Source organism: Pseudoxanthomonas sp. PXM01 (assembly GCF_014851815.1).
In the GTDB taxonomy this organism is placed as follows: Bacteria; Pseudomonadota; Gammaproteobacteria; order Xanthomonadales; family Xanthomonadaceae; genus Pseudoxanthomonas_A.
Genome location: NZ_JACVAJ010000002.1, coordinates 150,724 through 163,302, shown reverse-complemented (window position 1 = coordinate 163,302; position 12,579 = coordinate 150,724). Strand labels below are relative to the sequence as shown.

The 12,579-nt window shown below is 66.8% G+C and carries 13 protein-coding genes; 8 read left to right on the top strand and 5 right to left on the bottom strand.

What is annotated here, in order from left to right:
- Positions 1–78 precede the first annotated feature (78 nt).
- The 8 genes from IB230_RS10065 to IB230_RS10030 all read left to right on the top strand — a co-directional run bounded on the left by IB230_RS10065 (position 79) and on the right by IB230_RS10030 (position 8,663).
- Entirely contained in the window at positions 79–1,194 is a 1,116-nt protein-coding gene (locus IB230_RS10065; protein WP_192271776.1) for a polyamine ABC transporter substrate-binding protein, read from the top strand.
- Positions 1,195–1,398: 204 nt separating this feature from the next.
- Entirely contained in the window at positions 1,399–2,520 is a 1,122-nt protein-coding gene (locus IB230_RS10060) for a polyamine ABC transporter substrate-binding protein (RefSeq protein WP_192271774.1), read from the top strand.
- 100 nt (positions 2,521–2,620) lie between these two features.
- Positions 2,621–3,757: a polyamine ABC transporter ATP-binding protein gene (gene potA, locus IB230_RS10055; protein WP_192271772.1), complete on the top strand. Its 1,137-nt coding sequence runs from the start codon at positions 2,621–2,623 to the stop codon at positions 3,755–3,757.
- The gene (locus IB230_RS10050; protein WP_192271770.1) at positions 3,754–4,668 is read left to right on the top strand and encodes an ABC transporter permease subunit; all 915 of its coding nucleotides are present in this window, start codon (positions 3,754–3,756) and stop codon (positions 4,666–4,668) included. Before potA ends, IB230_RS10050 begins: the two co-directional genes overlap by 4 nt.
- Positions 4,665–5,507, top strand: a complete 843-nt coding sequence (locus IB230_RS10045) for an ABC transporter permease subunit (protein WP_192271768.1) — start codon at positions 4,665–4,667, stop codon at positions 5,505–5,507. Before IB230_RS10050 ends, IB230_RS10045 begins: the two co-directional genes overlap by 4 nt.
- A 67-nt stretch (positions 5,508–5,574) precedes the next feature.
- Positions 5,575–6,936, top strand: a complete 1,362-nt coding sequence (locus IB230_RS10040) for an NAD-dependent succinate-semialdehyde dehydrogenase (protein ID WP_192271766.1) — start codon at positions 5,575–5,577, stop codon at positions 6,934–6,936.
- Between the two features lie 88 nt (positions 6,937–7,024).
- Positions 7,025–7,642, top strand: a complete 618-nt coding sequence (locus IB230_RS10035; RefSeq protein ID WP_192271764.1) for a DUF2306 domain-containing protein — start codon at positions 7,025–7,027, stop codon at positions 7,640–7,642.
- 160 nt (positions 7,643–7,802) lie between these two features.
- Positions 7,803–8,663 (top strand): pirin family protein, encoded by an 861-nt coding sequence (locus IB230_RS10030; protein WP_192271761.1) that lies wholly within the window; start codon positions 7,803–7,805, stop codon positions 8,661–8,663.
- A gap of 39 nt (positions 8,664–8,702) precedes the next feature.
- Here IB230_RS10030 and IB230_RS10025 read toward each other — a convergent pair whose 3' ends face one another.
- The 5 genes from IB230_RS10025 to IB230_RS10005 all read right to left on the bottom strand — a co-directional run bounded on the left by IB230_RS10025 (position 8,703) and on the right by IB230_RS10005 (position 12,469).
- A complete protein-coding gene (locus tag IB230_RS10025) occupies positions 8,703–9,164 on the bottom strand; it encodes a hypothetical protein (protein WP_192271759.1) in 462 nt (153 codons plus the stop codon).
- A 243-nt stretch (positions 9,165–9,407) separates the two neighbouring features.
- Positions 9,408–10,130 carry an aquaporin Z gene (gene aqpZ / locus IB230_RS10020; RefSeq protein WP_192271757.1) on the bottom strand — a complete coding sequence of 241 codons (723 nt, stop codon included), beginning with the start codon at positions 10,128–10,130 and terminating at the stop codon, positions 9,408–9,410.
- Positions 10,131–10,283: 153 nt separating this feature from the next.
- Complete coding sequence (locus IB230_RS10015) at positions 10,284–11,147, bottom strand: pirin family protein (RefSeq protein ID WP_192271755.1); 864 nt, start codon at positions 11,145–11,147, stop codon at positions 10,284–10,286.
- Positions 11,148–11,261: 114 nt separating this feature from the next.
- Positions 11,262–11,918 (bottom strand): deoxyribonuclease V, encoded by a 657-nt coding sequence (gene nfi, locus IB230_RS10010; protein ID WP_192273887.1) that lies wholly within the window; start codon positions 11,916–11,918, stop codon positions 11,262–11,264.
- A 5-nt stretch (positions 11,919–11,923) separates the two neighbouring features.
- Complete coding sequence (locus IB230_RS10005; protein ID WP_192271753.1) at positions 11,924–12,469, bottom strand: phosphoglycerate mutase family protein; 546 nt, start codon at positions 12,467–12,469, stop codon at positions 11,924–11,926.
- Positions 12,470–12,579: the final 110 nt, after the last annotated feature.

Sequence of the window (12,579 nt, the reverse complement as noted above, 5' to 3'; positions counted from 1 at the left end):
GACCGTGCGCTGCGTCACAGCGTCGCGGCCCGGGCGTATGATGCTGGCATCCCCCCGATCCTGTTCATGGAGAACCCGATGAAGCTCAAAACCCTCACCGTCATGCTGGCTGCCGCCGTGCTGGCCGCCTGTGGCGGCAAGGACGGCCAGGCCGCCGACGGTGCGCCGGCGAAGGCGCTCAATGTCTACAACTGGTCCGACTACATCGCCGAGGACACCATTCCGAACTTCGAGCAGCAGTCGGGCGTCAAGGTGACCTACGACGTGTTCGACAGCGACGAGATGGTCGAGACCAAGCTGCTGGCGGGCAGCAGCGGCTACGACGTGGTGGTGCCGTCGCTGAGCTTCCTCGGCCGCCAGATCCAGGCGGGCGTGTTCCTGCCGCTGGACAAGAGCAAGATCCCCAACCTGAAGAACGTCGACCCGAAGATGCTGGAGCGCATCGCGCTGCAGGATCCGGGCAACCAGTTCGCCGTACCCTACCTGTGGGGCACCAGCGGCATCGGCTACAACGTCGACAAGGTCAAGGCCGTCTTCGGCGACACCGCCGTGACCGGCAGCTGGGACGTGGTGTTCAAGCCGGAGAACGCGGCCAAGCTGAAGGACTGCGGCATCACCGTGCTGGACACGCCGTCGGAACTGATCCCGATCGCACTCAACTACCTGGGCGAGGATCCGCACAGCTTCGACCCGGCCGTGATCGACAAGGCCGCGGCGCTGTTGAAGACGATCCGTCCCTACATCCGCAACTTCCACTCGTCCTCGTACATCAACGACCTCGCCAACGGCGACGTCTGCCTGGTCGTCGGCTGGTCCGGCGACGTCATCCAGGCGCGCGACCGTGCCGCGGAGTCGGGCAATGGCGTCAACATCGCGTACTCCATTCCGAAGGAAGGTGCGCCGCAGTGGTTCGACATGCTGGCCATCCCGAAGGACGCCAAGAACGTCGACAACGCGTACGCCTTCATCAACTACCTGCTGGACCCGAAGGTCGCGGCGGCCAACACCAATTTCGTGACCTACCCGAATCCGGTGCCCGAATCGAAGCCGCTGGTGGACAAGGCCATCGCGGACGATCCGACGATCTATCCGCCGGCCGACGTGGACGCGAAGCTGTTCACCTTCGCGGTGCTGCCGCCGGAAGTGGATCGCCAGTACACGCGCATCTGGACGGAACTGAAGACCGGGCGCTGAAATACAGAGGGGCGCGTGCCGTGACGGACGCGCCCTTCGTCATCGTGGCGCGGGCCGTGCGAGCGGCCGGCACCACCGGGGAGGGGAGAAGGGGAGCGTCGACGGCACGGAACCGGCCACAGCAATGACAGCACGCCCGCGGCGGCCTATGGCCGGTCCGGGACCACATCAAGGCGCCCTTGCGGGCCGAATGGAGAGAGATTGATGAAACTGCGCGTACTGGCAACCACCCTGGCCCTGTGTACCCTCGCCGCCTGCGGCGGCAAATCCGGCAGTGAAGGCGGAGACGATACGGGCGGCGCCAAGCAGGTCAACGTCTACAACTGGTCGGACTACATCGCCGAGGACACCATCCCGAACTTCGAGAAGGCGACCGGCATCAAGGTGACCTACGACGTGTTCGACAGCAACGAAGTGCTGGAGACCAAGCTGCTGGCCGGCAGCAGCGGTTACGACGTGGTCGTGCCGACGATGAATTTCCTCGGCCGGCAGATCCAGGCCGGCGTGTTCCTGCCGCTGGACAAGAGCAAGATCCCCAACTACGCCAATCTGGACCCCGCCATCATGAAGCGGCTGGAGAACCAGGACCCGGGCAACCAGTACGCCATCCCCTACATGTGGGGCACCACCGGCATCGGCTACAACGTCGACAAGATCAAGGCCGCGTTCGGCAACACCGACATCGCCAACAGCCTGGACATCGTGTTCAAGCCGGAGAACATCAGCAACCTGAAAGACTGCGGCGTGACCTTCCTCGACACGCCGTCCGAGATCATCCCGATCGCGCTGAACTACCTGGGCGAGGATCCGAACAGCCAGGATCCGGCGGTGATCGACAAGGCGGCGGCGCTGCTGAAGACGATCCGTCCGTACATCACCAACTTCCATTCCTCGCAGTACATCGACGCGATGGCCAACGGCGACACCTGCCTGGTGGTCGGCTGGTCGGGCGACATCATCCAGGCGCGCGACCGCGCGGCCGACGCCAAGAACGGCGTCAACATCGCGTACGCCATCCCGAAGGAAGGCGCGCCGCAGTGGTTCGACATGCTGGCCATCCCGAAGGACGCCAAGCACCTGGACGAGGCGTACGCCTTCATCAACAACCTGCTCGATCCGCAGGTGATGGCCAACAACTCCAACTTCATCAGCTACCCGAATGCCATTCCCAAGGCCAAGGAACTGATGGACAAGTCGATCACCGACGATCCGACGATCTATCCGACGCCCGAGGTGGAAGCCAAGCTGTTCACCTTCGCCATCATCCCGCCGGAAGTGGACCGCCAGTACACCCGTATCTGGACGGAACTGAAGACCGGCAAGTAAGCGCCGCGACCGGGACGGACGGGGTCCGTCCCGGGACAGGCGATCGCATCCACCCACATTCACGCCGGCGCCCATGCAGCCCGGCGACCAGGGGATCTCCATGGCGGCAGAACAGGGCAATGGCGCGGCACAGAACGGCAAGGCGAACGCGCAGGAGTACCTGCGCATCGTCGACGTGCGCAAGGAGTTCGACGGCTTCGTCGCGGTGGACGACACCAACCTGACCATCCGCAAGGGCGAGATCTTCGCACTGCTGGGTGGCTCGGGCAGCGGCAAGTCCACGCTGCTGCGCTGCCTGGCGGGGTTCGAGAAACCCTCGTCCGGCAAGATCTACCTGGACGGGCAGTTGCTCAACGACCTGCCGCCGTACGAGCGGCCGCTCAACATGATGTTCCAGTCGTATGCGCTGTTCCCGCACATGACAGTGGAGCAGAACATCGCCTTCGGCCTGAAACAGGACGGGCTGTCCAAGGACGCCATCAAGAAGCGCGTCGAGGAGATGCTGGCGCTGGTGCAGCTGGGCAAGCTGGCCAAGCGCAAGCCGCACCAGCTCTCCGGCGGCCAGCAGCAGCGCGTGGCGCTGGCGCGGTCGCTGGCCAAGGGGCCGAAGCTGCTGCTGCTCGACGAGCCGATGGGCGCGCTGGACAAGAAGCTGCGCTCGCAGATGCAGCTCGAGCTGGTCAGCATCATCGAAAAGTCGGGCGTGACCTGCGTGATGGTCACCCATGACCAGGAAGAGGCCATGACCATGGCCACCCGCATCGCGCTGATGGACCAGGGCTGGATCCGCCAGGTCGGCACGCCCGACGAGATCTACGAACAGCCGACCAGCCGCTTCGCCGCCGAGTTTATCGGCTCGGTGAACCTCATCGAAGGTGCGGTGGAGGAAGACGAAGCCAACTACGTCACCATCCGCTCGCCGCAGCTGCCGGACCCGATCTACATCGGCCACGGCATCTCGGGCTTCGAGGGGCAGGAAGTCGGCTTCGCGGTGCGTCCGGAGAAGCTGGGCATCGGCAAGAGCGAGCCGTCCCAGCCGCACAACAAGGCCAAGGGCGTGATCGAGGACATCGCGTATTTCGGCAGCCATTCGGTCTACCACGTGCGCCTGCCCAGCGGCTACAAGTTCATGGCCAACTTCGCCAACGTGCAGCGCTGGGCCAGCGAAGGGCTCACCTGGAACGATGAAGTCTGGGTGTGGTGGGGCGACAACGACGGCGTGGTGCTGACCTCATGAACATCCTTCGCTCCCTGGGTAAACGCCTGCCGGGGCCACGCTGGGGCGTGATCTCGGTGCCTTACGTGTGGCTGCTGCTGTTCTTCGCCATCCCGTTCCTGATCGTCCTGAAGATCTCGTTCTCCAAGCTCGCGATCGCAATGCCGCCGTACACGCCCATCCTCGAGTACATCGACGAGGCGCTGACGCTCAAGCTCAACCTGGGCAACTACGCGGCGCTGTTCACCGATTCGCAGTACGTGGCGGCCTACCTCAGCTCGATCAAGATCGCGGCCATCTCGACCTTCCTCGCGCTGCTGGTCGCGTACCCGATCGCCTACGTGATCGCGCGCCTGCCGCCCTCCACCCGCAACATCGCGATGATGCTGGTGGTGCTGCCGTCGTGGACGTCGTTCCTGATCCGCGTCTACGCCTGGATCGGCATCCTCAAGAACAACGGCCTGCTCAACAACCTGCTGATGAAGATCGGCATCATCGACGAACCGCTGCAGATCCTCTACACGCCGCTCGCGGCATACATCGGCATCGTCTACTGCTACCTGCCGTTCATGGTGCTGCCGCTGTACACCAACCTGGTCAAGCACGACCACCGGTTGCTCGAAGCGGCCTATGACCTGGGTGCGAAGCCGTGGAAGGCGTTCTTCACCATCACCCTGCCGCTGTCCAAGGCCGGCATCATCGCCGGCTGCATGCTGGTGATGATCCCGGCGGTCGGCGAGTTCGTGATCCCGGAACTGCTCGGCGGCCCCGACACGTTGATGATCGGTCGGGTGCTGTGGGGTGAGTTCTTCAACAACCGCGACTGGCCGGCGGCATCGGCCGTGGCCATCGTCATGCTGATCCTGCTGCTGATCCCGATCCTGATCTTCAACCGGGTACAGCAGCGCGAGATGGAAGGGAGGCTGACATGAGCCGCGCCGGACAACGCGCCGTCAACTGGACGGTGCTGGGGCTGGGATTCGCCTTCCTCTACATCCCCGTCTTCATCCTGATGGTGTATTCCTTCAACGAATCGCGGCTGGCCACGGTGTGGTCCGGCTTCTCGTTCAAGTGGTACGTCGAACTGTTCCGCGACAAGCAGATGCTGCAGGCCGCCTGGATCAGCATCAAGGTGGCGTTCTGGACCGCGTCGGCAGCGGTGGTGCTCGGCACGATGGCCGCGCTGGTGATGACACGCATGCGGCGCTTTCCCGGCAAGACGCTGTTCGGTGCGCTGATCACCGCCCCGCTGGTGATGCCCGAGGTGATCATCGGCCTGTCGATCCTGCTGATGTTCGTCTCGCTGGGGCAGGTGGTCGGCCTGCAGCCGCGCGGCATCCTGTCGATCTGGATCGCGCATGTGACCTTCACCCTGGCCTTCGTCACCGTGGTGGTGTCCTCGCGCCTGTCCGAGCTGGACAAGTCGCTGGAAGAAGCGGCGATGGATCTCGGTGCCAACAGGATCAAGGTGTTTTTCCTGATCACGCTTCCGATCATCGCGCCTGCGCTGGTCTCCGGCTGGCTGCTGGCGTTCACGCTGTCGCTGGACGACGTGGTGATCGCCAGCTTCGTTGCCGGTCCCAGTTCGACCACATTGCCGATGAAGGTGTTCTCGTCCGTACGCCTGGGCCTGAGCCCGAAGATCAACGCATTGGCCACGCTGATGATCCTGGTGGTCAGCGTGGCGGCGTTCATCGGCTGGTGGTTCATGGCGCGCGAGGAGAAGCGCCGCCAGCGCGACATGCAGCTGGCGTTGCAGGACAACGGGTGACGTCCGCACGTACCGCTAACGCCGCCATGCCGACAATGGCGGCCTTCCTTTCGCCTTGCGTGAAGCCATGACCGTCGAAACCGTCAATCCCGCGACCGGCAAGGTCGACTACCGTCACGAACTGATGACATCCGCGCAGGTGGACGCCGTACTGGCGGCATCGCAGCAGGCGTTCCCGGCCTGGTCTGCGCTGTCGCTGGCCGAGCGCGGCAAGATCCTGCGCGCGATAGGCGCGGAACTGCGCCGCCGCCGCGACGACATCCAGCGCATCATGACCGCCGAGATGGGCAAGCTGCGCAAGGAAGCGCTGGCCGAAGTCGACAAGTGCGCCGGTGCCTGCGACTACTACGCCGACCACGCCGCCGACTACCTGCAGGACCAGCCGGTCGCCACCGATGGCCAGCGCAGCTACGTGCGCTACGAGCCGATCGGTTGCGTGCTGGCGGTGATGCCGTGGAATTTCCCGATCTGGCAGGTGTTCCGCTTCCTCGCACCGGCCTTCATGGCCGGCAACGTCGCCGTGCTCAAGCATGCCTGCAACGTGCCGCGCTGCGCGGATGTCATCGCCGAAGCGCTGGCGGCGGCAGGCCTGCCAAACGGCGTGTTCGGCGTGCTGCACATCGACAACGACCAGGCGGCCGAGGTGATCCGCGATGCGCGCGTGGCCGCGGTGACGCTGACCGGCAGCGAGCGCGCGGGACGGTCCGTCGCGTCCAACGCCGGCAGCCAGTTGAAGAAGAGCGTGATGGAACTGGGCGGCAGCGACGCCTTCATCGTGCTGGACGATGCCGACCTCGAGAAGACGGTCGCCGGCGCGGTGGCCTCGCGCTTCGGCAATGCGGGGCAGACCTGCATCGCGGCCAAGCGCTTCATCGTGCAGGACGGCATCGCCGACGAATTCGTGAAGCGCTTCGTGGAGGCATCGGCGAAGTTGCAGCTGGGCGATCCGCAGGACGATGCGACCACACTCGCCCCGATGGCGCGGCAGGACCTGCGCGACGAGCTGCACAAGCAGGTGCAGGCCAGCGTGGCCAAGGGCGCGAAAGTGCTGCTCGGCGGCGAACCTGACGCTTCCCACGCCGGCTATCCGGCCTCGATCCTGGACGCGGTCGCGCCCGGCATGCCGGCCTACGAAGAGGAGCTGTTCGGTCCCGTCGCCAGCATCCTGCGGGTGAAGGACGACGCGGAGGCCGTGCGCGTGGCCAACGACACCACCTTCGGCCTGGGCGGCAGCGTGTGGACGAAGGATGTCGAACGCGGCAACCGCATCGCGCGCCAGTTGGATGTCGGTGCGGCCTTCGTCAACGCGATCGTGCGCAGCGACGTGCGGCTTCCGTTCGGCGGCACCAAGCGTTCCGGCTTTGGGCGTGAACTGGCCGAGCATGGCATCCATGAGTTCATGAACATCAAGTCGGTCTATATCGCCTGATCCCCTGACCAACGGCGGTCGCGCCCGGGTGGCGTCTGCGACATAGTGCGCGGGCCGCACGATGCGGCTGCCTGCGGGGGACGTTTCGATGCTCGTGCGCCGTTTCGCCTGGGGCCTGATGGCCCTGCTGGCTTTCGCCGTGGCCGGTTACGCCATCGCCATCTCGCTGGTCGACGACCTCCGCACGCCGCTGGTGCGCCAGTTGTTCGCGCTGCGGCCCGGGTCGGCATGGGGGCATTTTCTGGGTGGCGCGGTCGCCATTGCCGTCGGTGCGCTGCAGACACATACCACGCTGCGCAACCGCTGGCCGGCCCTGCATCGATGGACGGGGCGCGTCTACGTCGTGGCGGTCGCGGCGGGCGGACTGGCCGCGCTGGCGATGGCGCCGCAGGCCTCCACCGGTGCGGTGGCGGCGTTCGGCTTCGGCGCGCTGGCGGTGTGCTGGCTGGGCACGACCGCGCTGGCGGTGATCGCGATCCGCCAGCGCAGGATCGCCGACCATCGCGACTGGATGCTGCGCAGTTATGCGCTGACGCTGGCGGCGGTGACGTTGCGGCTGTACCTGCCGGCCAGCCAGATCGCCGGCATCTCGTTTCTCATCGCCTATCCGGCGATCGCCTGGCTGTGCTGGGTGCCGAACCTGCTGGCCGCGGAATGGATGCTGCGTACGCGCCATGCGCGGACGATGCTGCCCCGCACCGCCTGACCGGTACCGGCGTGCGCATGTGCGGGCGTCGCGAACCTGCGCCGGCCGCGACGGGCCACAATCCGCGCTGCACCCATGCATGGAACGGATGGTTACGGCGGTCGCCGTTCCGAAGCGGCGGTGTCGATGCCATCTTGTCCGCAGTTGAATAGGAGGCGCCATGAGCACCCTGACCGATACCACGCCCGCCCGCGTGATCCGCACGATCCGTGGCCGACCCACGTCCGATGGCGCCGGCGTCAAGCTGACCCGCGTGATCGGCGGTCCCGATCTGCCGGACCTGGATCCGTTCCTGCTGCTGGACGAATTCGGTACCGACAAGGCCGAGGATTACCTCGCCGGGTTCCCGGAGCATCCGCATCGCGGCTTCGAGACCGTTACGTACATGCTCGATGGCCGCATGCGCCATCGCGACAACCATGGCAACGAGGGCCTGCTGACGCCGGGCGCGGTGCAGTGGATGACCGCCGGCCGTGGCCTGGTTCATTCGGAAATGCCCGAGCAGGAGTCCGGCCGCATGCGCGGTTTCCAGCTGTGGGTGAACCTGCCTGCGCGCGAGAAGATGACCGCGCCGAAGTACCAGGAATTCGCGCCGGAGAAGATTCCGGTCGCGCATCCGGCCAAGGGCGTGGAAGTGAAGGTCATCGCCGGTACCGTCGGCGACACGCAGGGCCCGATCTCGCAGCCGGCCACCGATCCGGTGTATCTGGACATCGCGCTGCAGCCGGGACATGCGTGGGAGTACACGCTGCCGGTCGGGCACAACGCGTTCGCCTACGTGTTCGAAGGCGCGCTGACCGTGGGCGAGGGCGATGAGGCGCGTCCGCTGGATACCCACGAGATGGGCGTGCTGGGCGGTGGGGATACGCTGCAGGTGCGTGCCGGCAGTCAGCCTGCGCGGCTGATCCTGGTGGCGGGGCGTCCGCTGCGCGAGCCGGTGATGCGCCACGGTCCGTTCGTCATGAACACGCGGCAGGAGCTGATGCAGGCGTTCGTGGATTTCCAGGAAGGCCGGTTCTGAGGTGCCGGTGCGGGCTCGGCCCGCACCGGCATCACCGCGTCAGTTGCCCGCAGAGAGCAGCGCGCCCGTGGCACGCACGTCGAGTTGCTGCGCCAGCGAAATCAGCGACCCGAGTTCTTCCGGCGAACCCGCGTTGATCCAGACCTGCGCGTAGCGGTCGTCGTCGAACTCGACCACGGCGATGCGGCGCGACGCCATGGCGGGCGAGGTTTCCTGTCCGCCCAGGTTCGGCCGGTACCAGTACATCTCCTCGCCGGAGAACGTACTTTCCTCCTGGCGCAGGCGGCGCTCCAGGCTGATCCGGGGGTCGCGCGCCGTGAGCATCACGTTGAGTACCTGCCTGCCGTCGGTGGTGACCGCCTTGCACGTGATGAACGTGGTATCGATCCGCTGTTCCCAGGTCAGGCCGGCATTGGCCGGCAGGGTGGGGCAGGCGGGCGGCGACTGCGCCCACGCGGTGGCGGCAAAGAGGCTGAGGCCAACAGCAATCACGGTCTTCATGTCATCCCCTGGATCGAATGCCCGAGCGTGGGCAGTGCAGCGTCATCCGCACACCGCAGTGGGCCAAGCTGGCCCTGGCATCATCCCCTTGCATTCCGCGGTGCCGGCTGCCGTTTTCCCCCGGCAGTCGTCCCGACCTTAGCCCATGCTGCGTCGCAAAACAACGCGGTACGCGTGCGAACGGCGACCCCAGTCACATCGAACCTGCCGGCGCCCGGCCGTGCCGGGCACCGGACGCAGGGCTCAGTCGCGGTCGCGACCCAGCCAGCCGTAGAGCATGCCGCCGATCAGGCCGCCGAGGATCGGTGCCAGCCAGAACAGCCACAGCTGACCGACGGCGGCAGGGCCGGCAAACAGCGCCACCGCCGTGGAGCGGGCCGGGTTCACCGACGTGTTGGTGACCGGGATGCTGATCAGGTGGATCAGCGTCAGTGCCAGACCGATCGCGATCGGTGCGAAGCCGGTCGGTGCGCGACCGTGGGTCGACCCCATGATGACGATCAGGAAGAACGCCGTCAGCACCACCTCGGTCAGGAAGGCGGCCGCGACGGTGAAGCCACCGGGCGACATCGCGCCATAGCCATTGCTGGCGAACGCGCCGGCGGCATTCGGATCGACCGCGAACGCCGGACTTCCCTTGGCGATCTGCCACAGGATGAAGCCTGCGGCCAGGCCACCGACCACCTGCGCCACGATGTACGGCAGCAGATCCTTCGCCGGGAACCGCCCGCCCGCCCACAGGCCGATACTCACCGCGGGATTGAAATGACCACCCGAGACGTGGCCGAACGCGTAGGCGCCGGTCAGCACCGTCAGGCCGAACGCGAGCGATACGCCCAGCAGGCCGATGCCCAGCGGATTGCCGTCGCCACCGAAATTGGCCGCCAGCACCGCGCTGCCGCAGCCCCCCAACACCAGCCAGAAGGTCCCCAGGAACTCTGCCGCGAGCCTCTTCACCATACTCATGCCAGCCCCCATCGCTTTCGTGCGCCCCGTCACATGACGGTGCGCGCACGATAGCGGAAGCCCGGCGCGGCAGATGTTTGCTTTGCGTTACGGCGCACGCATCCGGGTGCTAATGAAGTAGATGTCACATTTAGGTGCCGACGGGCGGTGCGCTCAACGCTCCGGCAAGGGGATGAACTCGGTTTCGCCGGGCACGTGGCCGAATCGGCCTTCCTGCCAGTCCTGCTTGGCCTGTTCGATGCGCTCCTTGGAACTGGAGACGAAGTTCCACCAGAGATGTCGCGGCGCGTCCAGCGGCTCGCCGCCCAGCAGCATGCCCTTCACCGGCGTCTTCGCGCGCAGCACCGCACGGCTGCCGCGGTCGAACACCACCAGGTGCTTTTCGGGAATGTCGGCGCCATCCACCTGGGCCTCGCCTTCCAGAATGTAGAGCGCGCGCTCGACGTGGCCGCCATCGATTTCCAGTTCGGCGTCCGGCTGCAGGTCGACCGCGACATTGAACGTGCCGCTGAACACCTTCACCGGCGATTCCTCGCCGTACGCACGGCCGGCGATCACGCGCAGGCGCGCACCGGCGCGCTCGATCAGCGGCAAGGTCGCCGCGGTGTGATGGTGGAACTCGGGGGCGACTTCCTCGGCGGACTTCGGCAGCGCCACCCAGGTCTGCATGCCGTGCACGTCGTGGCGGCCGGCGCGCACGTCGCCGGGGGTGCGCTCGGAGTGTGCGATGCCGCGGCCCGCGGTCATCCAGTTGACGTCGCCGGGCGTGATCACCTGTTCCGAGCCCAGCGTGTCCTTGTGGTGGATGGCGCCGGACCAGAGGTAGGTCACCGTGGCCAGGCCGATGTGCGGGTGCGGGCGCACGTCGATGCCACGCCCGGGTTCGAACACCGCCGGGCCCATGTGGTCGACGAACACGAACGGTCCCACGCTGCGGGCCTGCAGGCTGGGGACGGCGCGGCGGACGTTGAAGCCGCCGCCAAGGTCGTGCACACGGGGCGCGATGAGGGTGGTCATGACGGATCCTCGGATGGGTGCGTGCAGCATCGCACGGCATGTCGGGCGGCCGGTCCACGATACGGAAACGATCCGTTGCGCCGCATCCCCCATCGTGGGCGGAGGCGGCGCGTGTCAGCCGCGCCGCGATGCCAGCCGGTCGGCCAGCCGCGTCGGCTCGGGCAGGCGGTAGCCGCGCAGCGTGCGCAATACCCAGTCCAGCGCGCCCTGCATCGAGACGCGATGACCGGGCGACACGATCAGCGGATTGCAGCGCGGCTTGCTGCGCAGCACCCAGCCGATGTGGTCGCCGCGATGGATCAGCGACATGCGTTCGCCTGCGAGGGCGCCAAGTGTTTCGTGCTTACCGCACAGCACGTTCTTCGCCACGCCGATGCTGGGTAGGCCGGTGACCACGCCGAAGTGCGCCGCGATGCCGAGCCGGCGCGGATGGGCGATGCCCTGGCCGTCGATGAAGGCGAGGTCGGGCGCATGCGGCAGACGGCCCAGCGCGACGACCAGCGCAGGCAGTTCGCGGAAACTGAGCAGACCGGGCACGTACGGCATGGAGGTCGGCATCCGCACGACGTCGGAGGCTATCGGTTGCAGCGTGTCGGCCGCCAGCAGCACGGCGGCCGCACGGGTGGTGGCGCCTTCGTCCTCGAAGCCGACATCGAAACCCGCGAGCCAGCGTGGCGTGTCCGGCACGTCGTCGCGCAGCGAGACCTCGGTCGCCAGCCGTTCCTGCAGCCGGCGGGCATCCGCGATGCTGCCGTCCCAGTCGCCAAACATCGCGCTCACGGATTCGGGGAGGCGCCGTAGCGCCCGACCTCCAGCGTTGCGCGGCCGTCGCCGCCGATGCGGACGATGGACAGGCGGTCGTATTCGCTGTCGTCCATCGGCGCCGCCGTGCAGCTACAAAGCGCCGCCACCAGGTCGGGCACGGTGTTGCTGTGGCCGACGACGAGCACCGTGCCGCCCTTGTGCGCCTGTTTCCATTGCGCGGCGATCTCGCTGGCCGGGCCTCGCGCGTAGTACGCCGTGACCGGCAGCGTATGTGCGTCGGCGCTGGGTTGCGCGGTTTGCTGCGTACGGCGGTATTCGGTGGCGTACGCGGCCACCAGCGGCGCATCGCGCAGGCGCTCGGCCAGTGCAGCGGCACGCGCTTGCCCGAGGGCGGAGAGACTGGGATTCTCGGGGTCGTCGGTCGCCTTCTCCGCATGGCGGACCACGACGAAGGTCAAGGGCGCAGACGCATCGCGCGAAGGTACGGTGCTGCAGGCGGCTGCCAGCGAGGCCAGCAGCAGCGCGAAAGGAAAGCGGAACCGGTGCGGCAGGCGCATGGTGATCCTGGTGGCGGAGGGACGGGAGCCGAGCGTGCAACGGCCGCCATGGCGGCGCAAGCAGCGTCCTCACGGGACTGCCGCTACGATAGGACCGGACACGTGAAGAA